This window comes from uncultured Porphyromonas sp., from assembly GCF_938023125.1.
GTDB lineage: Bacteria > Bacteroidota > Bacteroidia > Bacteroidales > Porphyromonadaceae > Porphyromonas.
Map to the genome: position 1 here is coordinate 186,594 of NZ_CALHDW010000017.1, position 22,905 is coordinate 209,498.

Annotated in this window: 24 protein-coding genes and 1 tRNA gene; 9 read left to right on the forward strand and 16 right to left on the reverse strand. The window is 51.7% G+C overall.

Going from position 1 to position 22,905, the window contains the following annotated elements; all coding sequences use genetic code 11:
- The first annotated feature begins 13 nt into the window (after positions 1-13).
- Positions 14-262, forward strand: a complete 249-nt coding sequence (locus tag Q0090_RS05505; protein WP_147286688.1) for a hypothetical protein — start codon at positions 14-16, stop codon at positions 260-262.
- Here the strand turns inward: Q0090_RS05505 and Q0090_RS05510 are convergent.
- From Q0090_RS05510 to Q0090_RS05535, 6 genes are read right to left on the reverse strand one after another with little or no spacing between them, the layout of a single operon-like run.
- Positions 259-690 (reverse strand): hypothetical protein, encoded by a 432-nt coding sequence (locus tag Q0090_RS05510; protein ID WP_297948411.1) that lies wholly within the window; start codon positions 688-690, stop codon positions 259-261. The genes Q0090_RS05505 and Q0090_RS05510 overlap by 4 nt on opposite strands.
- Positions 691-694: 4 nt before the next feature.
- Complete coding sequence (locus Q0090_RS05515; protein ID WP_297948414.1) at positions 695-3,661, reverse strand: phage tail tape measure protein; 2,967 nt, start codon at positions 3,659-3,661, stop codon at positions 695-697.
- 25 nt (positions 3,662-3,686) lie between these two features.
- The gene (locus Q0090_RS05520; protein WP_297948417.1) at positions 3,687-3,992 is read right to left on the reverse strand and encodes a hypothetical protein; all 306 of its coding nucleotides are present in this window, start codon (positions 3,990-3,992) and stop codon (positions 3,687-3,689) included.
- Positions 3,982-6,063, reverse strand: a complete 2,082-nt coding sequence (locus tag Q0090_RS05525; protein ID WP_297948420.1) for a hypothetical protein — start codon at positions 6,061-6,063, stop codon at positions 3,982-3,984. Before Q0090_RS05525 ends, Q0090_RS05520 begins: the two co-directional genes overlap by 11 nt.
- Positions 6,036-7,886: a hypothetical protein gene (locus tag Q0090_RS05530; protein ID WP_297948422.1), complete on the reverse strand. Its 1,851-nt coding sequence runs from the start codon at positions 7,884-7,886 to the stop codon at positions 6,036-6,038. The genes Q0090_RS05525 and Q0090_RS05530 overlap by 28 nt, the downstream gene beginning before the upstream one ends.
- 6 nt (positions 7,887-7,892) lie before the next feature.
- Positions 7,893-8,156: a hypothetical protein gene (locus tag Q0090_RS05535; RefSeq protein WP_297948424.1), complete on the reverse strand. Its 264-nt coding sequence runs from the start codon at positions 8,154-8,156 to the stop codon at positions 7,893-7,895.
- A 178-nt stretch (positions 8,157-8,334) separates the two neighbouring features.
- Here Q0090_RS05535 and Q0090_RS05540 point away from each other — a divergent pair, with 178 nt between their 5' ends.
- The 8 genes from Q0090_RS05540 (at position 8,335) to Q0090_RS05575 (ending at position 12,935) form a co-directional block, all read left to right on the forward strand.
- Positions 8,335-9,243 carry an HK97 family phage prohead protease gene (locus tag Q0090_RS05540; protein ID WP_297948427.1) on the forward strand — a complete coding sequence of 303 codons (909 nt, stop codon included), beginning with the start codon at positions 8,335-8,337 and terminating at the stop codon, positions 9,241-9,243.
- Between the two features lie 44 nt (positions 9,244-9,287).
- Positions 9,288-10,103 carry a hypothetical protein gene (locus Q0090_RS05545; RefSeq protein ID WP_297948429.1) on the forward strand — a complete coding sequence of 272 codons (816 nt, stop codon included), beginning with the start codon at positions 9,288-9,290 and terminating at the stop codon, positions 10,101-10,103.
- A 72-nt stretch (positions 10,104-10,175) separates the two neighbouring features.
- Complete coding sequence (locus Q0090_RS05550; protein WP_297948432.1) at positions 10,176-10,553, forward strand: structural protein P5; 378 nt, start codon at positions 10,176-10,178, stop codon at positions 10,551-10,553.
- 19 nt (positions 10,554-10,572) lie between these two features.
- Positions 10,573-10,836 (forward strand): hypothetical protein, encoded by a 264-nt coding sequence (locus Q0090_RS05555; protein WP_297948435.1) that lies wholly within the window; start codon positions 10,573-10,575, stop codon positions 10,834-10,836.
- Positions 10,833-11,060 (forward strand): hypothetical protein, encoded by a 228-nt coding sequence (locus Q0090_RS05560; RefSeq protein ID WP_297948438.1) that lies wholly within the window; start codon positions 10,833-10,835, stop codon positions 11,058-11,060. The genes Q0090_RS05555 and Q0090_RS05560 overlap by 4 nt, the downstream gene beginning before the upstream one ends.
- The gene (locus Q0090_RS05565) at positions 11,047-11,445 is read left to right on the forward strand and encodes a hypothetical protein (protein ID WP_297948440.1); all 399 of its coding nucleotides are present in this window, start codon (positions 11,047-11,049) and stop codon (positions 11,443-11,445) included. Before Q0090_RS05560 ends, Q0090_RS05565 begins: the two co-directional genes overlap by 14 nt.
- A gap of 20 nt (positions 11,446-11,465) precedes the next feature.
- Entirely contained in the window at positions 11,466-11,915 is a 450-nt protein-coding gene (locus Q0090_RS05570; protein ID WP_297948444.1) for a phage tail tube protein, read from the forward strand.
- A gap of 174 nt (positions 11,916-12,089) precedes the next feature.
- Positions 12,090-12,935 (forward strand): DNA adenine methylase, encoded by an 846-nt coding sequence (locus Q0090_RS05575; RefSeq protein WP_297948447.1) that lies wholly within the window; start codon positions 12,090-12,092, stop codon positions 12,933-12,935.
- A gap of 795 nt (positions 12,936-13,730) precedes the next feature.
- Here Q0090_RS05575 and Q0090_RS05580 read toward each other — a convergent pair.
- The 10 genes from Q0090_RS05580 to dgt all read right to left on the reverse strand — a co-directional run bounded on the left by Q0090_RS05580 (position 13,731) and on the right by dgt (position 22,794).
- Positions 13,731-14,204, reverse strand: a complete 474-nt coding sequence (locus Q0090_RS05580) for a DUF695 domain-containing protein (protein ID WP_297948450.1) — start codon at positions 14,202-14,204, stop codon at positions 13,731-13,733.
- Between the two features lies 1 nt (position 14,205).
- Positions 14,206-15,165, reverse strand: coding sequence for a transporter (locus Q0090_RS05585; protein ID WP_297948453.1), 960 nt, complete (start codon positions 15,163-15,165; stop codon positions 14,206-14,208).
- The gene (locus Q0090_RS05590) at positions 15,162-15,788 is read right to left on the reverse strand and encodes a YigZ family protein (RefSeq protein WP_297948456.1); all 627 of its coding nucleotides are present in this window, start codon (positions 15,786-15,788) and stop codon (positions 15,162-15,164) included. The genes Q0090_RS05585 and Q0090_RS05590 overlap by 4 nt, the downstream gene beginning before the upstream one ends.
- 67 nt (positions 15,789-15,855) lie before the next feature.
- Positions 15,856-15,931 (reverse strand) — tRNA-His (locus tag Q0090_RS05595).
- A gap of 187 nt (positions 15,932-16,118) precedes the next feature.
- A complete protein-coding gene (locus Q0090_RS05600; RefSeq protein WP_297948459.1) occupies positions 16,119-17,309 on the reverse strand; it encodes an ABC transporter substrate-binding protein in 1,191 nt (396 codons plus the stop codon).
- Between the two features lie 21 nt (positions 17,310-17,330).
- The gene (locus tag Q0090_RS05605; RefSeq protein ID WP_297948462.1) at positions 17,331-18,740 is read right to left on the reverse strand and encodes a lytic transglycosylase domain-containing protein; all 1,410 of its coding nucleotides are present in this window, start codon (positions 18,738-18,740) and stop codon (positions 17,331-17,333) included.
- Entirely contained in the window at positions 18,740-19,570 is an 831-nt protein-coding gene (locus tag Q0090_RS05610) for a DUF5683 domain-containing protein (protein ID WP_297948466.1), read from the reverse strand. Before Q0090_RS05610 ends, Q0090_RS05605 begins: the two co-directional genes overlap by 1 nt.
- A 7-nt stretch (positions 19,571-19,577) precedes the next feature.
- The gene (locus tag Q0090_RS05615) at positions 19,578-20,432 is read right to left on the reverse strand and encodes a ParB/RepB/Spo0J family partition protein (protein ID WP_297948468.1); all 855 of its coding nucleotides are present in this window, start codon (positions 20,430-20,432) and stop codon (positions 19,578-19,580) included.
- Between the two features lie 24 nt (positions 20,433-20,456).
- Positions 20,457-21,233: an AAA family ATPase gene (locus tag Q0090_RS05620; RefSeq protein WP_004332106.1), complete on the reverse strand. Its 777-nt coding sequence runs from the start codon at positions 21,231-21,233 to the stop codon at positions 20,457-20,459.
- Between the two features lie 223 nt (positions 21,234-21,456).
- Positions 21,457-22,794 carry a dGTP triphosphohydrolase gene (gene dgt, locus Q0090_RS05625; RefSeq protein WP_297948471.1) on the reverse strand — a complete coding sequence of 446 codons (1,338 nt, stop codon included), beginning with the start codon at positions 22,792-22,794 and terminating at the stop codon, positions 21,457-21,459.
- Between the last annotated feature and the right edge of the window lie 111 nt (positions 22,795-22,905).

A 22,905-nucleotide genomic window follows, 5' to 3' on the forward strand; every position in this document is an offset into this window, starting at 1 on the left:
TGATTTTGTCTATATGAAGCATGAAAACTATCTAAGGCACGTTGAGATGGTGCAGCAACTAGTACGGGAGTACTACGAGCCGGGGCGGCAGGACCGCTGCCTTGCCGAAGTGTGGCGTAGGTGGGTCTATCCGGTCTATCCGATGTGCTACGAGACGCTCCGCCGCATCATGGCGATTAACCTTAAGGAGGAGCAGACGCAGATGCGTGCAGCTCAGTCTCGCCCCGTGCAGGCGTCGCTCTTTGGCGATCTTGAGTTTTAATCCTCCGCCCACTCTTCGCGGGCTAGCTGTATCCTCGTCTCCTGCAGGCTCTCTACCCTTGCCCCTACCTTATACCCCTCTAATCTCCATCCCTCTTTTTTCGCTGCCTTGATAACCTCATCGATGAGGTTGAGGTAGCGGGCATAACTCTCGAGATGGCGGTCGGGTGCGGCACTCGAGGCAATAAGGGGGAGGTTAACGTAGAGGCGGAGGGCAAGGTCTGCACGGTATCGATCCCACTCCTTGTCCTCGTTGCATCGCTCCTCGCCATCCGGGGCAATAAGGAGCGCCGGGGTCTTGATAGGCGGGTGCTTAAGCTCATCGAGGTACTCGTCACACTGCCCCTGGTCTAGGGCAATGTAGGCGAGGGACTGGGTCTCTTGTAGGGCTCTTATGAGAGCCTTGATGCTGTCAATTGTAATAATCATAGTATTAGCTTAGCTTACGTATAGTTCCCTCCTTGGAGAGGATACCGACGAGTTCGCGGCCGCGAATCTTAAACTCGACTTGCCCTCCGCTTCCCGCGCTCATCGGTTGTATCAGCGAGCGCAACTTATCAAGGGGGGCAATCACCTCGGGGTTGTTGCTTGCTCCTGCATACTCGCCCGTCAAGGAGAGCGTGGGTCCGTACACAATCCCCCCATCCGCAAAGGCGTTAACTTTAGGGATAGAGGTGAGGGAGGCGATGATGCTTGCAATGCTCACCGCTGCCATAATCGGGCCCACAATGGGGATACCGGCTTGTGATTTACCTGCCTCGGAGGCGGATACCGCCACATTAGCATTAAAGAGCGATAGGAGGTTGGGGAGGGCGTCCTTGATGACGCTTGCCACGTTAGCCCCCCACTCGAGCCACGCCCCGGCAGCCTGCAGCATGGAGCTCTCTGTCATATCCCCCAGGTTGCCAATAATCCCTCCCATGGTGCCGGCGAGATTGGCAATGTTGCCCACCGATTTTTGCACCCCGGCTACGTATCGATCCCACTCTTTGCGCGCTCTGTCTAGGCTCTTTTTTGTTGCGTTGTACAGCGTTTCCGGGGCTTTTTTGACTGCGCCGGAGACTAGCTCCTTCGCATCCCATTTTTTTGCGTCCTCCTGCTGCTGCTTTTTATCGCGGCCAAAGAGGTCGCTTTTACTTGCGACCTTGCCCGCTTTGTCTAGGGTCTCTCCGATGCCGACACGCTTACTCGCCCTACTCTCAATCGCAATAATTTCCTTGAGCTTGTCGAGGATCTGTTGATACTCGTTGATTTTCTTTTGCAGGGCGATGGCATCCTCTTTGTTGCTCTTATTGAGTTGCTCCTGCAGCTTAGAGATGTTGTTTGTGAGGCCCTCAATCGTTGTGAGGTTGTAGATCTTCTTCTCCTCCCCCTTATCCTTTTTTGTGGGTAGTGATAGAGAGTGGGTAGGTGTCTCGACCTTAGTCGGCACCTCTTTTTTGTCATCCCCCCAAGATCCGCCGGCTCCTCCTAGGCTCTGTACACCTCGCGCCTGGTTGTTATCGCGTATAGCGCGGGTTTGGTCGTCGATGGCGCGTGTTGTTGCCTCGATTTTATCGGTCGGGGGGTCGGTGGCAAAGAGGTCACCTATCCAGTCGATGAGGTCAGCCACAAGTCCGATCGCCACCTCCAATGGCTTAATAACAAAGTTTTCGATCCACCATCCCCAAAGCTCAAAGATGGGTCCGAGGCTCTCGATGAGCTTACCCAGCTTATCGAGGACGGGGATAAGGAGGCGGATAATAAGATCCACAAGGGGCATGAGTGCCTCAATGATTTTAACAATCGGAGGGATGAGACGGGCAAACAGCTCTATAATGGTGCGGATAATCGGCATTAGGGAGCGGAGGGCAGAGGCTAATAGCCCCCCTAGGGTCGATATAAGCTGCGTGATAGAGGGCATAAGGTCACGCACCGCCCCGATGAGCGCATCAAAGGCCGGCTTAAGTCGCTCCATCATCTCGCCCGCGGTCTCCTGTACGGCCTGCCACAGCTCCTGGCAGGCTGCGCGGAACGTCTCGCTGTTTTCGTACGCGATGTAGATGGCTCCTGCAATAGCTCCAAAAATAAGGGCGTATTTGCCGATTGGTGAGCCAATCAATACCTTATTGATGCCGCTAAACGCCCCCTTAAGATTAGTAAGCAGGGGGGTAAGCTGCGCAAGGGGTACCAGCTGCTCTCCTAGGCCTGCCATCCAGGGGAGCATCCCTCCGGTGGCCTCGTTGATGGATATCTTCAGCTCGTCCATCCTGGCGCGCATCACCTCGAGTCGATGTGCCCAGGTACTGTTGCGGATATTAGCTTGCTCGATAGCCGCATTTGACCCCGTCACCTCCTTCGTCATGGCTCTAACGCCCTCTGTGTTCTTTAGCAAAAACTGAGCGGCCACGATGTTCTCGCGGCCAAAGGTTTTCGCGAGGAACGTAGCTTTTTCAGTCTCCGAGTTCATCCCGTCGAGGTGCTTTTGGATGATTTGCAGCCCCCCAGCAAAGCCCGTCTTTGTGATGTCAATCTTAAGCCGGGTCTGCATCGCGATAAGCATATTACGCATCGCCGTACCTGCCTCTGCGCCCTTGGTGTTGTTTTGGGCTAAAATCTCTAGGGCTGCGGCCGTCTCCTCGACGGACACGCCGGCGGAACTTGCGGCCGCCCCCGCGACCTTAAAGGACTCGGCGAGGTCGACAACCTCCGAGCCTCCGGCTCTCGACCCTGCGGCTAGCACGTTGACGATCCTTGCCGCCTCGGACGCCTCAAGACCAAACTGGTTGATCGTCCCCGCAAGGGCGTTGCTGGCCTCCTCGAGAGGGAGAGCCCCTGCTTGAGCAAGCAGGATGGTCTGCTCCTGCAACACCTTGAGCTGCTCGAGCGGTACGTCGATCTGTCCCGCAAGGATGGCAAAGGCGCGGGCGGACTCCGACGCTCCCAATCCGCTCTCCACTCCGACCCGCCGCGCGGTCTTGGAGAGGTCCTCGAGCTCCTCTCCTACGCTCCCCGTAATGGCCGAGAGGTCGGCCATCGATTGCTCAAAGTTGATGGCGGGGGCGGCTAGATCTCCGAGGGCTGAGGCTATCCCCTGTACTTGACTGATAATAGCCGACAGCTCAATAGTCTGTATCGCAGTAGAGATACGGTTCGCTGCCCGCTCCCCGTGCTCACCAAATTGATCGAGAGAATTTCGGGTCTCGTTGGTCTGCTTAGTGAGACGCTGCTTGGCGTCTCGGGTCTGCTCGCTAGCTTGTGTTGTTTTGTTTGCAGCCGCTTGGGCGGATTGTGTCGCCTGCTCCCCCGCGCTATTGACCTTAGACTGCAGCTCCGAGACCTCACGAGCGAGGTCGTCGGTCGCTGTGAGGGCTTGAGAGATGTCAACGTGGATAGTGGCAGTATGGATAGATTGGCTCATAGTATTAGGGTTGGTGTATTGGGTCTTATCGGTATCGCTCCTCGATGGCGCGGAGCTCCTCAGGGGTTAGGATGTCGGGAGGGGCCTCCTCTCTTGGAGTGTCCCAGGGGAGGGGGAAAGCCTCGTGCGCGGAGATGGGAGAGGAGAGATGAGGGACAACGGAGGCGTACATAATGCTCCGCGCTTGCTCCCAGGTGGTGTGCGCCTCCTGCTCCTCTCGCTTGAGTTGCATCGTAGCAATTGCGTGCCACTCTGCCGTAGTGAGGCGGGCAAAATCGGTGGGGCTCAGCCCGCAATGCGTCACAGCAAACGCAAGGTCGTCATAGATCATAGCGCGTAGCATCTAAGGGTGAGGGGGCATCGGATAGAGTGAGCTCGCTTGTCCCTAGTCGAGCGTCGTACCGAGAGCCCATGAGGCGGTAGGTGTGATGGGGGCGGTTGCGGAGCCTAAACAGCGTCCCCACGGGGTAGGGGGTGGGGGTGGCTGTTGTGAGACTCAGGGTGTCGTTCGGCTTGGCCATCGTTGCAAAATAGGAGGCAGCGACCCACTCGGGGACGGTACGCCCCCCGAGATCCTGCAGGGGTTTACCATCCTTGTCGGTGAGTTGCCCCTTGAGTGACGGGGGGAGAGCTACCCCCTTTATTGCAGTCGTGTAGGTTAAGTCGATGGGCTCTCCTTTGCGCAAGTAGGCCTTGCCCATATCGGCCACGACAAAGCGGTCGTACTCGCCCTTGTTGGCATACTCGTACGTGATGTAGATACGTCCTACCATCACCGTCGTCGGGGCGATCTCTGTCGCCTCGAGCCCATCTCGCACGGCATAAAAACGCAGGGGTATATAGACGGCAAGGGTCGTAAGATTTGTCTTAAAGCTAACGCCCCTATCTTGCAGGCGTCGCTCGTGTATCTCAATTGTCTGAGGGTAGACGAGGTCAGTGGCAAAGCCAAATTTTGCCAGTCTGCCCCCCTCGAGCTCGGAGCGAGAGACTTTAGCGTAAGGGAGGTGGTTGCGGAGGTAGTCATCGATAGAGGTCTTGTAGTATGCTTGGTACTGCATCTTGTCTCTTGGGGTCACCGACCATACCGATCTAAAGGTATTCGCCCCCTCCTTGCCCATCCCTACACAAAATAGGAACTGCCCCATTATTGAGTTGTCGCGCACCTCAGTGGCGGTCTGCGGGAGACGCTGAAACTTTGTCGGGTCTTTGCGATCGGTCGCTGTGTAGCAGACTCCGCCTCGAGCACTCATAAATTCCGGCTCCCTGCTATTGCCGGCTTTGATCTCAGCGACGGCGAGTAGGTCGCCGTCCCAATCCTCTAGCCCCTCAAATCCGAGCTCGATATCGATCTTTATACCCGTCGCCTCTCGCGGCGGATTGTAGGGGATACTGAGAGCGACCGCCTCCTTAGCGACGTAGGGGATACGTACCTGCATCCCTCGTGCTTGCTCTCGCGCTGAGGGGCGTGTTGCCCTTTTTGCGATGCCACTCGAGGCGGATAGCATAAACAATGGCGGATTATTTACATAAAAGTAGTCCTCTGAGTATGAGCAAGTTCGTAAGGGAAACGTTGTAGGCATAAGCCGGTAAACATTTTGGCTCCTCTCCTCAGGGAGGTTGATGCGGATGGAGCCCATGGCTGCCTCCGTCTCGAGGCTGGGCGTCCCCTCTAGGTAGTGCTCTGAGGTTTCGAGGATTACGGGTGTCGATGTCGCAAGGTGGGAGACTCGCTCGATGCGCCATGTGCTGCCTGTATGGTAGCACACAAGCCCTAGAGAGGATAGTATCCCCTCTAGCACCTCTCCGGCCGTCTCGGATGATATAAGTCCGTCCTCGTCTGTTCGGTAGATTTCTGCGTTAATATGTGCTGCAGTGAACCAGGGCGCAACGTCCCCGGCCGCCTCTACCTCACTCTGACCGGTAAGCCTAAGACAGCCCTTAATCACCTCCCACAAGGAGGTAACTTGCCGCTCAGTGCGCGGTAGGGCATCGATGTCAAGACGGTAGTCGTCGAGCCGCTTGATACCGCAGCTCGCGGTCAGTATACACTCGTAAGGTGTCGAGTCGTACTGCTCCTCGTACAACCCGCGCTCTACTCGCCCCTTAAATATGAGGGTAGTACCAGTCTTGACCTCCATCCACCACTCGCGCTCATCGAGCACAATGTGCTCGTAAGCATAGTGCGTCTCCGAGACAAGATGCAGCTCTGTACGTGTCCCCCAGCGTGCGTCCATCGTACGTCTCGCATCCCGCTCGACAACAAGGGGGCTCTCCCCCCATAGTTTGATGCGGCGTGTAGGAGCAGTACTCGATGCCCCATCTCGATAGAGAGAGACTGAGTAGCGATTATTAGCGTATGTATAGCGGTCGTAGCTCATCGTGATAAATCGGTATAAAGCCAAATTTTTTCTTCGTTAATGCAGATAAACTCTCCGATATGCCCGGCAGGGATAAGAGCACCATCGCTCCCAATATTACCTCCCGTACTGTCAGAGGTGTTGTAGAGAGACTCTCCTAGCTCTGTGCGTACACGTACATCCCCGACCCACTTATTCGCCCATACCCTGATTACGATCCCGACGCGTCCTGTGGGCAAGACGGCGTTCCTTTTTTTTCCGGATAGGTACTGCAGCGGGGCGTAACTTAGCATCTCATCTTGACTCTTATTGCTGTAGTGAGATTGGGGGACAATCTGCGTACAATCTGCTTGTATCGAGGCGGCAAAATCGTAGTAGTTGACAAAAATCCAGTGGTCGTTGGATCGCTCTAGCTTGATGCTAAGGAGAGACTCTGCACACTGCTCGCTATCGTAGTAGACCTTAATCTCTCCTCCCTTTTTGCAAAGTTTCTCGGCACTTGTAGTATAGATGGGCTCCCAGCTCTTAACAATAAAAAAGTATCCTCTCTCATCGTGATTATTAGGGTTGGTGCAACTCCCGATCGGCTGTCGTATACTCACTTGGAGGCTGATAGCAGCCCCATCCTCAACCTCAGGCTCAAAGAGAGCAAAGGCAGGCACATTAATGAGATATTTACCCCCATTTTGTGAGAGGATATCTTGTTGCATAGTACGTGACGATAGACGCTTGATAAGCTCAGTTGTGTCGGGTTGTACCAGCTCGCGGAGCTTGTCAGATAGGATGGGTGTCTTTATTATATTAGACGCTGTTGCGCTTGCAATCTGATTTTGCCAGTCGGCCGTATTGATAGTGTCTGCGACCTCTTGAGCCGTTACGCTCTTTCCGTCCTTGCCGGGTGCTCCCGCTGCTCCGGGCTTGCCTTGTACACCCTGTGCACCTCGCTCTCCCTTCTCGCCCCTGGTGGCTGCGACAAAGGTTGCATCTCCCTTAAGTGCATCGCGGATCGAGCCGCGGAAGGAGTCGGTATTGATTGCCGATACCACCTCTTGAGCCGTTACACTCTTGCCGTCTTTGCCGGGTGCCCCCGCTGCCCCGGGCTTGCCTTGTACACCCTGTACGCCTCGCTCCCCCTTCTCGCCCCTGGTGGCTGCGACAAAAGTTGCATCTCCCTTAAGTGCATCGCGGATCGAGCCGCGGAAGGAGTCAGTATTGATTGCCGATACCACCTCTTGAGCCGTTACGCTTTTGCCGTCAGCACCCTTAGCTCCTTGGGGGCCTTGGATGCCTCGAGGGCCTTGTACCCCCTGTGTACCTCGCTCCCCCTTTTCGCCCTTGACCAACTCTCTAAATTTGGCATCATTAACAAGTTGCTGATGTATGAGATCTGCAGATGGTATGCGATTATAGATAGAGGAGCTGCTTGTTATCTTGACCTCTTGCTGTACCATAATCCCCGCGAGTGTTTTTTTTGTCTCTGCGTCGATTGTAGCACCAAGTGCAGTCATTATGTCAAGCTGTGAGACACGTACGCGCAAGAGGCGCAAAAAGCGAGAGGTGTCATTAACAAGGTACGACCACCCCCTCCCGACCTCTGTCCATGCCTCATTATGCTCCTCCCAGTAGAGAGACAGGGCGGTTAGATGCTCCGTGAGCTCGCGCCCCTCCACATCAAAGAGATGAGCAGTAAGGCGTGTCTCCTTGATGTCGTCAAGTACAGTACCATTGCTTGCCTCAATCACAAGGCTAAACTGCGCCTTCTGCACCCCGACAAACTCATAGATCCTGTCGATGTAACTAGGATCTGTGATGCGAGGAGGTGTAGAGGGGGCATTTGAGATGCCGAGGGAGGGGTGTAGGTAGATCATTAGATATTAAGCAATACGGATAGCAGAGACCTGATCGGGGGTGAGGTGGCTCGCAAATTCGACAACGTCCGCAAACGGGAACTCTATACCCTCTGCCATTGAGGCAGCTTTTGCGACGCAATAGATGATCTGCATAGTGTCCTCGAGGGAGGGGGTTGTTACTTCGTTCATCTCGCGCCCTGTGATGCGCTTATAGAGCAGGAGGGCTCCCATCGTCACATAACAAGGGTAGCTTACGCCCTTAATCGTAATAGTAGTCTGAGTAGTCATTGATTGTTTTTTGTCCATGTTTAATTGCTGATTAAATAGTGGTTAAACCTTAATTCGGGGGCAAAATTAAAGCCGATAATGTATAGATAAAAACAATTACAACACGGCGTGGTATTGATTTTGTCTATAACAAAAAGAGGGGCAACTTTGCCCCCGAATTAAGCCCAACCACACCAAGATGGACCTGATAATCAACGACGAATCAATAACAAACGACAGAGGCTGGCGCCTATCCAATCGAGGGTGCGACCTTACTCGCTACACTGCTAACCCTATCGTACTCTATCAGCACGATACAGAGCGTATTGTGGGTAAGGCATCTAACATCCGTATTGATGGGAGTAAGCTCATAGCAAGTGTCGAGTTTGACACCGATGATCCCCTCGCAAAAGAGGTGCAGCGCAAAGCCGAAAAGGGCTTCTTGCGCGGTGTGTCCCCCGGATTTTTTATATCCGAGATGACCTATCACGAGGACTATGACTCTGTAACCGCGTGGGAGCTCCTGGAGATCTCTATCGTTTCTATCCCCTCTAATCGAGGGGCTGTCAAACTATACAGCCGAGAGGGGGTGCCTCTCGACCAAGAAGAAGAAGTTAAATATCTAGAACAATTAAAAGCAACCATGCCAAAACCCAACCCAACCCCCGTCCATGAGACTGTCCTGCTCCACGCCGAGGTGTATCAAGCCCTTGCTCTTGATGCATCTGCGTCTGCGGATGAGATGTCGCAGGCAATCCTTGCCCTGTCCGCCGAATTTGCAAAACTAAAAGGGGAGCTATCCGACCTCCGTACTGCCGAGCGTACTGCTCTGATTACAGCAGCCGTCCAGGATGGTCGTATTAAGGAGGCCGATAGAGCGACCTATGAGCAGCTCTATGCCCAGGATGAGCAGCTCTGTAAGAGAGTCCTATCATCTATGTCCAAGCCTCAATCACTCGGCTCTATGCTCCAGTCCGCCCCTCCCGCTGAGACGCGATTCTCCGGATCCTGGGACGAGCTCGATAAGCGAGGCGAGCTTGCAGCCCTCCGAGCAGAGGACCCCGAACTCTTCAAACAAAAGTACGAGGAGCGATTCGGCAAACACTAAAACACAACCTTAACTATTAACCTTAATTTCTAATACCTAAAAACATGCCAATCCTAGTAGAATTGTGGGCGGATACCCTTGTTGGTAATCTCTTTTCGTCCGACTCCATCCTTTCCAAGGCTAACGACTACTCCGAGTTTATTAATGGACATAAAGTCCATGTTCCCAATGCGGGCACCCCGGCCACCATTTCAAAAAACCCCTCATCTTTTCCTGTTTCTGTGGGAGAGAGACAAGATGCAGATGTGGATTTTGAGCTTGATACGTTTGTTATTCAGCCTATCAGAGTTGGGCGTACAGAAGAGCTCGAGACCTCGTATAATAAACGAGAGAGCGTATGCGCTGATGCCCGTCTTGCTCTCAAGGAGGAAGTCGCTCAAGATGTCATCAAGAAGTGGTGTAAAGCGACCACAAAGATTCGTAAGACAGAATCCGGTGAAACAGTAAAAAAGTGGATTATTGATGCTGCAGAACAGTTCGCTACAGACAAGGTGCTATCAACCGAGCGGTATGTGATGCTCTCCCCCGCTAACTACTACGCCCTCCTTGATTCTATGACTGCAAATGAGTCTCTTGCTTTCTCTCAGTGCGGAAATGTGGCAGAGGGAGTGCTAGGTAAGATCCTAGGCTTTTCCGTCGTTCAGGATTTCTTCCTCCCCTCTGGGGTCGATATGCTTGCATGGCAAAAAAATTGCGTAGGCGTCGCCAAAAGTGAGCCCGAGTTGTTTACGGATGAGGGCAGTGCAACCATGTACGGAGACGTGATCTCGGGGCAAGAGCGCGCCGGTGGTACGGTGATCCGTAAGGATGCTAAGGGCGTCTACCTTGTTAATGCAACCGGTACCGCTTATACTGAGTAATAACCTTAATCTTTTACCGTCTAGGGCTCTGCAGGAGCGAGCCATCGCCCTGCACCCCTAGCATAATATCTTATGATCAAACGTAACAATCCGGGTAACCTCCGCCCCTCGGCTCAAAAGTGGCAGGGCGAGATCACACGACAAGGTGATAAGTATTGCGAGTTTGCCACCCTCGAGTGGGGCTGCAGGGCAATGCTCAAGCTTCTCTCTACCTACCGCACTAAGCATAAGCTAACAACCATACAGGGTATTATCACAAGATGGGCACCGCCCACCGATGGTAATGATACCCCAGGATATATCCGATATGTCAGTAAGCGTCTCGGAGTAGCTGCCGGAGTTCACCTGTCCTCCGCACAGGATGTCGCCCTCGCCCGTGCAATGACCAAAGTAGAGACAGGACAAGAGGTCCCCATCGATGTGTGGGAGCGAGCACAAGCCATGATCTAACCCTTAACCTATTACAACTATGCAGATCCTTATCAACCTTATAGCCTTTATTGCCGGAGTTGGGGTAGGCTACCTGTATGGGTATTATATCCGATCTCGACGCGCTATTAGGCAGCTTAATGAGAGTATTGAGCGTACTCGCCGTGAGCAAGAGCAGCTGCGCACGCAATATGCCGAGCTGCGCACACAATACTCGGTTATCAGCAACAATCTGACCGAGATTAAGCGGCAGCGTATACGTACCCCACTCGCGCGACCTAGATATAGTAAGTACCTACGATGAGTCTTATTGTCGATGTCATTATAGCCCTCGTCGGCGGAGGGCTCGTTGGAACGATTGTTAACGTCGTAACATCTCGCCGGAGCCGCAAGGCTGAGGGCATCAAAAGCTATCAGGATACAATCAACATGCTAATGGACTCCAACTCCGTGCTGGTTGAGGAGCGCACGCGCCTTATAAAAGCCCTTTCTGATCTTAAAGCCCAAATTGATAATGATAATGAGTAGAGCCGCCCTCCTCCTTGTTGCTCTCCTCACCCTTGCAGGGTGCAAGGCTCGTATCGTCCCCGTTGACGTGCACCACTACCATCGCGATAGTGTCGCAACAATACAACGCGATACGATCTTGCAGGTAGATAGCGTCATTATCAGACAAGTAGGGGATACGATCTACATACGCGAGACCTCTGACCGACTGAGAGCAACGAGTGAGAGCAAGAGTAATCATCGAGTAGACTCTGTCCCCCCTCCAAGTGTCACGACACTTAAGCGTATTATAGAGGGCCCTCCCCCTCAGCAAAAGGATAATAATATCCTCCTATTGCTCGGCCTTGGAGCTGCTATACCCATCGCTCTATATGTCACATATAGATTAGCCAAAAACAAAAGATAAAACACTAAACCCAAAAGATTATGCCTAACCCTCCCTCATCATCCACAACCGAAACAAAATACATAAATGGTAGTGACATTGTCCTCGCCGTTGGGGATAAAGTGATGCTTGGAGCCAAAACGCACAAGCGCCAAATCAAGACTACCACTGCTGTAGTTACCGATAAGGACGTTGAAGACTCTCTATATGAGAGAAAGGTTGTAAAAAAAGTAGATATCACAATCACTTGTGATGGATTCTGTAAAACTGGCGATACCTCCATCGAGGAGATTGAGGCGGCTATCACGCAAGGTAAGACCGTAAAACTCAAGTACGGGTACAAGCAGGACAAAAATGGTGGCAAGAGTTTTACAGAGGGCGATTTTATCGTTTCTTCTTTCGATCAGACTGACCCTGCGAGTGACAATTCGACCTACTCCGCAACCTTTGTCAATGATGGTAAACCCACCAAGGTAACCGCTAAAGAATAAACACACAGAGGGGCATAAAAAGCCCCTCGCCTTTCTGCCCTTTTGTCGCCAAACTCCAAGGGCAAAAATAAAGGTGCTAGCACACCCAGCGAGGGGATATAGATCCCGTCAGTGTGCTAGCACCTATTTTAATTTTGAGTTTGGCACTACAAAGGTAGTGCATTTATTAAGACCATGATACAATACACTACAGCCCCTTTGCCATTTGCGGGGCAAAAACGCAGGTGGCTAAGGCAGATCGAGCCTATTATCCGCTCGTTGTCCTCTACCGCGACCTTTGTCGATGTCTTCGGAGGCTCGGGGCTCGTATCCCGCCTCTGCAAGGATGTACATCCTACTGCACGAGTTATATACAACGATTACGATAACTACTCCGAGCGTCTCCGCCACATTAAGGAGACCGAGCAGCTAAGACAAGAGATTGTCTCTATTCTTTCCTCGATCAAGCGCAATGCTCGCGTACCGGATGAGTACAAGACTCTTGTCCTACGAGTGATACAAGCTCATCAAGATCGATACCATTATGTAGATTGGATAACCCTGTCAGGCTGGCTGTTATTCACCAATAAGTTCGCCTATTCGATAGCAGACCTTGAGGCGACAGGCCTCTATGCCCATCCGAGCCGTACGGCTCTCTCCGATGCTAACGCATCCGAGAGATATTTGCGGGGGCTGGAGATTGTGTCTGTCGATTACAGAGAGTTACTATCAGCACACAAGGACGCCTCTAATACGATACTAATCCTTGACCCTCCCTATCTCTCGACTGAGTGCGGTGGATACCGAGGTAGCTCGTGGTCGTGCGATGATTATCTAGATCTTCTCACCTCGATGCCAACCAATAATTACCTCTACTTCTCTTCGACTAAGTTCGACTTCGTCCCATTTCTCCGACGCACCTCCGCTGCGTGGGGTTATCAGCATCCATTTGTTGATGCTCAAGTGTTGTACCGATCCAATCCGTTCGGGTCGGGAGGAGCTAATCCCGAGGTGCTCTATTATAAGTTAAGTAGCGATTAAATGCTGCTTAAGTGCTAATTAATCATATCGATAGTATCCTCGATATGATGTAAAAAAGGAGGTGGCGTGTGTTTTTCGCCCCTCCTTCGTACTTTTCGTTTTGCTGTTTCGGATTGTTAATTCTGTACTTTTCGTTCTGCAGCTTTGTACTTTTCGTTTTTCCGGTCTTAATTGCATTTTTGATTTTCATAATCGTTCTGGTTTTTGTTATGACTAAGTCGGTCGCAAATGTAGACATTTCCAGAGAAATCTCCTTCATGAAAAGAGTTTTATTCCCAGGTGATTTTTGGGAGATTTTCCGGCTGGAAAATAAAAAAATCTAGGGCTAAACTTCCAGAGATTTAGGTCTAAAAAGGAAAAAGTGCAGCCCAGTTTCTTCCGGGAAACCAGCCTGCACCCCACAAAAGAACGTACCACCTCCTCTTCTAGCTACGAAGAGAAGGCGGCACGAAACGAATTAAGGAAATAAATTTGAAAGAGAGAAAATCTAATTCTTAGACAGAGGGAACCCTTCTAGAAGATACTCCGAAAGCTCTCCGGCTCTCCGGCTTCGTAAGGATAACACTTCTAGCCATGCTCTCCCACCTCCGGGGAGTCGCCCTGCCGTTCCCAAGGGGAGAAGAGTAAAACGCATTACCCGAACCACCCTCTCGAACTAAGATCCAATCAAATCGCTATCTAACTAAATCTCTGCTGCAAAATTAGCATGGATTTCGCCCCTCCGCAATACCTTCTGATAGGCATTTTTGCGGAAGCAACTACTCTATAATAGCGATTAAATGGGATAAAAGGCCCTTATTCTTCGGCAAGATCGCCCTCTTCGTCGTCTTCGTCGTCTCCCTCGTCGGGATTCATCGAGAGCATATCTAGGTATTCTTCCCACGCCGCATCCAGCTCGTTGTCGAACTCTAGAGGGAGAAGAGGAAGCGGCTCAAGTGCCTCGTTGAGTCGCTCGAAGAAAACCCTATCGGTGCGGGCATAGTAGACCCAGTATTTAACCCCGCCCCCGAGGTGATTGCCCGTGAGGATAGCCAACTTGTCTCGCTCCATCTTGGGGCGCAATAGGTCTTCTACTTGGGCAATGATACGCTCCGCCTCGCGCGTAGGCATCCCCTTTTCGTCCGCTTCGTAGGGAAGTCGGATCTCGATACGATGCTTGAGCTTCCCCGATAGACGAAAGGCTTCGAGATCGAGTCGCCCATTCATTATTACTACCGCACCGCTATCGTCACTAGCGATGGTGGTGAACCATTTGTCCGTTAATACCATATTATTGAATCTTTTGCTCTCGCTCGCGCCGAGATTGTCGTTTACTTTCGCGCATCAATTGCAGGCTATTGATCAGATTCTGCCAGATCGAATAGGCCGCCATTGCCACACTTGATAGAGGATTGAGATATACCTGAGCCATCCAGATGGCCAAGCTAGAGTTTTTCTGCCCCAGGCTCTGCCCTAGGGTAATGCTCTCCTTGAGGAAGCGTCTACTGAGCCACTTACCCAAGGCGAATTGGACTAGGCAAGCCACAAGTCCCACCAAGACGAGAAGGAGCATGGAGGGGATCTCGGAACGAGGCTCCTCCGCCATAAACTGCACCGTCTTAGCTATAATAATGGATAGGGATACCACCCAAACCCAAAAAGAAACAGAGGAAAAGCCCACCAGCCGAGCATGCGCCTTAGGCACGAGGGCACGTAACCCCCAGGCCAGAAGGAGCGGAGTCAAGACGATGGGGAGCACGTGCGCAAAAATCGTTAGAACCGACTCCCAAAAGGGCATATTCCCCTCCCCCACCATACTAAAGAGGAGGGGCCCCACAAAGGCGATACCGATACTTGTGAGCAGCACATAGGCTGTACCTACGGCAATATTGCCCCCCAGCATACCGATGATCACAGGCGAAGCGGAGGCGGCAGGGCATAGAAAACAATTGAAAGCCCCCTGAGCTATACTCTCGGGAAAGAAGGGACGTAGGAAGTAGTAAGAGCCAAGAGCCAAACCAATTTGCAGAACAACGAGAAGCCCATGTACAGGAGAAAAATGAAGGTCTCTCGGGCGCAACTTTAAGAACGTAAAGAAGAGCATGCACACAATCATGTAGGGAATGGCAACGCTCAGTGGGCTAAGCCATCGATAAAAAAGAATCCCTATAAGAATCGCAATAGGCAGACCGTAGTCTTTGATGCGCCGCATAAAGCGACCGGGAAGGGGGCGATGGAGTGAGTGCTTCATGCGTCTTGCTCCTCAACGATACAAGTGAGGCCATAAATGGCAGCAGCTGCCGACCGCAAGATCCCTAGCTGCCCCTGCCGTATGCGGCACTCCAAAAGGCTTTCGCCCTGAGCAAACCCCTGCTCTAGGATCTCGGCGCCCATGGTTTTGATAAGGCGCATCACGGTGCCGGTCAGATAGGGAGCAAAGCGGAGCGTAAAAGGGCTCAAGAGAATCACCTCCCGACGAGGAGCCTCCATAAGCACCAGGCGAGCACTCTCTTTATAAGCATCTATAAGCCCACCCGTTCCAAGCTTTACCCCACCAAAGTAACGCACCACAGCCACCAGTACATCGCTTACGTTCTGAGCCAAGATCTGCCCATAGATGGGGCGACCTGCTGTGCCGGACGGCTCCCCATCGTCGTTCATTCTACTCTCCTCTCGCAGAACCCCCACAGCATAAGCCCAGCAAACGTGCGTAGCATTATAGTACTCTTTGCGCAGAGAGGCTACAAGCTCCAAAGCCTCCTCTACCGATTGAATAGGATAGGCATGGGCTATAAATCGGCTTCTCTGTATGGAGTACTCTACTTGGTTTTGCTCTGCAAGAGTCTCGTAACGATCTTGTCTTTCCTGCTCCATTGTGGTAAAACAGCAAGAGCCGGAATGAGGATATTAGGCCCTATTCCGACTCTTTCTTCTTCTTTTATGGGGTGGACGATGGGACTCGAACCCACGACAACCGGAACCACAATCCGGGGCTCTACCAGCTGAGCTACGACCACCATACTAAACCAACCTCGCTGAGGGCTTTTTATATGCACCTCTCGTAATTGGTGCTGCAAAGGTACAAATAGTTTTGATATACACAAGAATTCCGCCCTATTTTCTTGACATATCCCTCAAGAATAAGGGATATATAAGAGGAGAACTCCTGCCGCAGAGACCCTCAACACTCCTTCTTTTCTCTCGCTACTGCAGCTTCACCCAATAGTTATGCGCAGTGCCACGCGGCTGCAAAGAGGGATGTAAGATGTATACAAGGTCCTGCAAAATAAGATCGGGGTGATACCATCCTTGCTCCCAATACTGGTTACCGCCCTGGATGTCTACCAATCTTGCATTGAGATACACCTGACCATTACGGAAAGCCTTAATGCTCCGAACCTCGGGATCGACCTCCCCAAATTGCTCCAGACTCTGTATCCCCGGTATTTCCCACGAGAGCCAGTACTCAGCATCCCGATAGCGACGAAGCAACTCCTGCGAGCTCAGCGTAAATCCCACAATAGAGCCTTTGAGGGTAGAAAATGTGCTATTGGCATCATGCAAAAGATGGTCTGCATAACCGGCCGGGGTGGGTATCTTCCAACCATCCTCGCCCCTTTGAGCAAAAACGACCTGGGGGCGTTCCGGACGACTTTTGGCGATAAGGCGTAGCATCTCGTAGCGCGAAGCCCTAAACGTAAATAGGCTATCTGCCGTCCTCCCCTTGCCCATCAGCAGGCCAATAAACTTGAGCCACTCGGCACGTCCTAGGGGCGTTCTCTCATAGATGTCGTACGAGATCACCACTCTACTAGCGAACTCTGCCGGGGGAATTGTCGATCTGGAGTTCCCCGGGAGGGGGCTCCAGAGAATAATATCGGGGTCGAGTTCTTTTATTTTTCTTGCATTGATATTCTTTCCACGCCCTAGTGTATCGAGCGTGCGTGCCTTGAGACGTTCATTCAATTCACTATCATAGAGACGAGTTACGCTCTCTACCCCCACAATTGAGGCTTGCTGATTGAGCGCCTCTAATGCACCAATGCCAGAGAGCCCTAGGCACACCACACTGCGCACCGGTATGGGAATCACTCGTTCGTTGGAACGGTGCGTAACGTTTCCCACATCCTGGCGAGGTACCAATAGATAGACAGCTACAGTATCTTGAGGCTCCATAGGATCGAGTATCACAACCCGATGCTGAGCCTCCGGCAAGTGAGTTATGGAGAGACTCTGCGAAAAGATAATGGAGAAGTCGGTAGACTCCAAGTCGGGATAAGGGTCTTGTGAGTGCGGACGACTGCTCGTAAAGCCCAGGTAGCCTGCAAGGAGTACCAACAAGGCTAGGAGGGAATAACGGGCCCCCTTAGGGAGGTAATAAAAGAACCTTATCATGGGTCAAACAGCAAAATGGGCCTAACGACGGCGACGACGTGACTTTTTTTTCGATTTGCTCGTAGCCTTTGTTTTTGTCACTTTGGAGCTACCACCCTTGAGCGGGATGGTGAGTTTCTTTCCCGGCACCAGCTTATATTGGGTACTTTTGATACTATTCGCCTTCATGAGCTGATCCATGGTAATACCATGCTTTTTAGCAATGCCGGCTAAGGTATCCCCCTTACGTATCGTGTAAGTGGATGTCTTTGCCGATGGCGCAATAGGCTCGGCGGACTCCAATGTTTCCTCTTCAGTACTCTCACCTTCGACTGCCGAGAGCTCAGAGGCTGCCACTGTCATCTTGCCAAGACGTACCTTCTCCACATTCTCGTATAGCTCCTCTAAGCGTCTATCCAATCGGTTAATTGCCTTCATGGGCAAGCGTATGACACAAGGGGAGATATGCCCCGGAACGGTGCCCTGCTTATACTGAGGATTGAGGAGTTGGAAAAGACTTTGAGAGACTCCGGCCGCCTCAGACAATTCACGAATAGAGAGAGAATGATGAATAATCAGCGTATCGGTAGCCAAGGGAAGCGATACATTCTTGGGACAAATCTGGTGATCTACATGATAGTGCATGGCATAGAATGCCCCAATAAAGAGGGGTACATATCCTTGCGTCTCACGGGGAAGAAAGGGATAAACGCTCCAGTAGTCGGTACGCCCTCCGGCTCGGTACACCGCTCTATTGAGGTTACCTAATCCACAATTGTAGGCTGCCAGAGCCATAAACCAATCGTGATAGACTTGGTATAAGTCGCGCAAGTATCGGGCGGCAGCATCTGTACTCTTCTCGAGATCGAGCCGCTCGTCCACGAGCGAATTAATGGTTAAGCCATAGGCTTTGGCCGTAGGAGCCATAAATTGCCACAGACCGGCGGCTCCGGCTGGGGATACGGCGGTGGGGTTCATCCCCGACTCTACAATAATAAGATACTTGAGCTCTAGAGGGAGTTTGTACTTATCGAGGATCGCCTCTATAGTCGGGAAGTAATAGTCGCCCAAGCTAAGCATGGCAGAGATGAGCGTTTTTTTGCGAGTCAAAAAGATCTCTATACCATTTCGCACTTTCTCGTTTAGCGGAATATTCATCGCTGTAGGGAGGCGGAATATTCGATCACGATAGAGCATTTCGGAAGTGATTTGAGGAGTGTTGCGCCGGTAAGATCCGCAGGTTGTATCATCAGGGAGATTGGTGCTGTAACCTTGATTCCATTTGGCAATGAGGGCATCGGCATCTGCCTCAAGGCTGGGAGGGGTAACGATCTCACTAGAGTGGGTCAGCACTTTGCGTTGCTGAGCAGCGAGACCTAGCGTACTAAGTATGCCTATAAAATAGGCAATAAGGATGAGGCCATAGGCATGGCAAGATTCTTTATAAGCCATTAGAACAATAATCTATAGGAAAGCCCCGGAGCCACACTAGGCGAGGGCGAGATAGGATTCCCCGGCTGAGCAATCAACGACGGGGCAAGAGACATCGAGAGATCAGGGGACACATCGAAAAGAAATAACTCGGCATCCACATAGGCATCCACGATGGAGAGAAGATACACGACTGCCGACACAATAATACTTAGGTCACGGTTGCGCCGGTATAGGTCGGTACCTTTTTTGAGACGGCTCTGTATATTACCATCTCCCACATAATCTGCGGGGTTTCCTCCACTTGGGACAAACCCCTTCCACGAGTCCTTATCGAGCGGATTCTCGTTCATAAAATCTACATACGCCGTGTGATACTCGTTATACAGACGTGCATTCCACGATACAGCATAGGTACAAGCGGTAGCTGCAGCAAGCACCAGGGGGATCTTCCAATACTTACGGTTGTAAAACTGCCCCCCGCCGGGGATGATGGCACAGAGCAGGGCAACGGTTGAATTGGGCGTAAAGTGACTGCTTGTAGCAAGGAAGTTGCGACGGAGAGGCGCCTCCGGAGTAGGGAGCATCTGCAGCGTGTCTGATAAAGAGGTAGAGGCGGGAAACTCTGCGATTTGGGTAACAACGGAGTCGCCTTGTAGCGTATCGACTTGGAGTTGCGGGAGGGCCAGATCGTCTAAGGTGTAGGCAGGTCTGTGGGCAAAAGCATCTCTGTGGGGGAAAACGAGAAGCCCAATGAGCAACAGACAGCACCCCACCAAGCGGCCAAGGTACAGGTGCCACTCGGGAGCCCCATGGGCAAAAAGACGAACCAGAGATGTCGCAACTCGCATAGGATATCTACTTACGTTGTTCCTCTAGTCGCTCTATAATGTGAGCGAGTTCTGCCTCATTGGCAAATTCGATGGTGAGCTTGCCCTTACCCGACTTATTGCCCGTGATCTTTACTTTACTACCAAAGAACTTCGATAGCTGTGTATTGAGAACGGAAAAGTCCGGTAGCGGTTCGCGCCCCGTACGTACAAGCTCCGACTCTCGCATCATACGCTTAATCAAATACTCAATCTGGCGTACCGATAGATTTTTTTTGATGGTGGTAGCGTATACCGATAGCTGATCCTCCAGGCGAGGGAGAGCCAATATGGCACGGGCATGCCCCATATCAATTTTCTTCTCTGTCAGCCCCAATTGGATCTCGGCAGGGAGCCTCAGGAGACGAAGATAATTACTGATAGAAGAGCGTGTCTTGCCCACGCGCTTGGCAAGATCTTCCTGCTTCATATCGGAGTTTTGGAGCAAACGATGGTAGGCAAGGGCTATCTCAATGGCGTTGAGATCCTCACGTTGGATATTCTCGATGAGTGCCATTTCCATAATTTGCTCATCGTCTGCCGTTTTGATGTAGGCGGGGATAGTGGACAGACCTGCCCGCTTGCAAGCTCGCCAACGCCGCTCCCCGGATATAATCAAATAGGTACCATCTTGGAGCTGCTTAAGCGTAATAGGCTGCACCAACCCGATGGAGTGAATAGAGAGAGCAAGCTCCGCCAAACTCTCTTCGTCGAAGACTTGTCTGGGCTGATCGGGGTTGGGTTGTATGCTATCTATATTAACTTCGTTGATGCTAGAGGTACCCGAAGCCTCTCCAAGTAGGTTGTCGAGCCCCCGTCCAAGAGGTCTATTTTCTCTTTTCATAGTAATTGATCGTTTTACAGAAGACTATTTGCGTCGCTTGGGATTCCGGCGGATTAGCTCCTCGGCAAGCTGCAAGTGATTCACAGCCCCCTTGCTTTCGATATCGTAAAGGATCACGGGCACTCCGTGGCTGGGGGCTTCGCTAAGCTTTACATTGCGGTTAATTACGGTCTCGAAGACCATATCCCCAAAGTGCTGCTTCACGTCGTTATAAATCTGATTGGCAAGGCGAAGACGACTATCGTACATCGTCATCAAAAACCCTTCGATGGCCAATTCCGGATTAAGTTTGCTCTTAATAATACGTATGGTCGATAGCAACTTACTGATCCCCTCAAGCGCAAAATACTCGCACTGCACCGGTATAATTACCGAGTGGGCTGCCACGAGAGAATTCACCGTAATAAGCCCAAGAGAGGGAGAGCAGTCTATGAGAATGTAATCATATTGATCCACAAGAGGAGTAAGCATCTTGCGCATTACAGACTCTCTCTGAGCAAACTCTAGCATCTCTATCTCGGCTCCCACAAGATCTACATGCGAGGGCAGGATGTCTAGCATCTCTATCCCCGTAGGGATTATAGCCTCCCGAGGGGAAGCCTCCATCACCAAACACTCATAGATAGTCTTCGCCTGTTGCTCTACAGCCACGCCCAGCCCCGAAGTCGCATTCGCCTGGGGGTCGGCATCCACTACAAGCACTTTCTGCTCAAGGGTAGCCAGAGAGGCTGCAAGATTGATGGTTGTTGTAGTCTTGCCTACCCCCCCTTTTTGATTTGCCAGTGCAATGATCTTTCCCATAGTTTTCTATCTTTTACAAGGGCAAAACTACGAATAAAAAGCGAGTCGGCTGCTTAATTGTTGACAACTTTCCTCTGCAAAGAGAGCCCTATAGCCCCTATTTCGTCCGCCTTTTCTACTCTCTCTCAAACCATTACCATCGGTAATTTCGGGTTTGTCTCGGGGAAGGAGCCTTGGGAGAACGAGGAGCAAAAAATCCCGGTAGGGATGGGGGGATAGTAGATCAAGCGAAGGGGAGATTCATCCCCGTAATCTTACGGTAAAGATCTAAGGCATAGAGGTCCGTCATACCCGACACGTAGTCTAGGGTACATTGGATTTTACCATAGATTGTCTTCTCGTGTACGTTGTATTGACTGCTTACGCGGTTGAGAAAAGTTCTCGAATAGGCATTATCGGGATGCATCAAGGCGTGCATCATCCTCTCTATAATCTCGGAAAAAACACGATGACCGGCCAGCTCTACATCCACCACATCTTGCGCCGTATAGATATGTTTGTAGGCATACCGACTGGCCGCCTTATAGGCTTCGGCCTCGGGGATGGCAGCCACTAAAGAACCTCGAAACGTCCCAGCCATAATCTCGGGTTCGTGCTCCAAAAAGGACTTTCCACAAGCCTCGGTCAGGTGATTGATGACCCTAGAGCGGAGGTAAGCCACACGCTCGTTACGATCTTCGATGGACTTCAAAACCTCTTGCGAGGTAGCCTGTTCCTCGTCATCCAAGAAGGACATAAAGAGCTCAGAAACCTCGTCAGACGAAATGATCCGTAGCTTGTAGGCATCCTCCAAGTCCATTATTTGGTAACAAATATCGTCGGCAGCCTCCACCAAGAAGACCAGAGGATAACGGGCATAAACATCGGGCGACTCCTGCAAGCGAAGGATGCCTAAGTGCTGAGCAATCTCGGCAAAAGTATCTTCCTCGGTTGCAAAGAATCCAAACTTATTTTTACCTCCTGCCGAGAGCGACGAATAGGGATATTTTACGATGGAAGCCAACGTACTATACGTAAGGGCAAAGCCACCGGGGCGCCTCCCCTCAAAGCGGTGAGTAAGCAGACGAAAGGCATTGGCGTTCCCCTCGAAGCGGATAAAATCTTCCCATCGTCCCCCTTCTTTGCGCACAGCCTCTTCCCATTCGGCGCCAGCTCCCTCACGGAAAAACGCAGAGATAGCACGCTCTCCACTATGACCAAAGGGCGGGTTGCCCATATCGTGAGCCAGGCAAGCGGCCGAAACGATGTTGGCAATATCCGAATCGTAAAAAGGCAACCCCTCGTAACGCTCTCGCAGTCCGCTTGTGACGATATTCCCTAGAGAACGCCCCACACAACTTACCTCTAAGCTGTGCGTTAGTCGGTTGTGCACAAAGATAGTACCGGGGAGAGGGAATATCTGAGCCTTGTTTTGCAATCGCCGGAAAGGGGCGGAGAAGACCATGCGGTCGTAGTCTCGCTCAAACTCGTTGCGCACCCGAGAGCGAATGGGCGGAAGCGAAGAGACTTCCCGATCAAGGCGCCTATCGGATAAAAGAGTATGCCAATTCATCTGTTCCATAGATAAGAACAAAGGTACTCATTCGAGAGCAAAAAAAGTGCCCTAGCAGAGAGAAAAGGTCTTCTCTGCTAGAGCACAAAAGGGTTACGGAAGAGAGTGACTCTCTCCTAT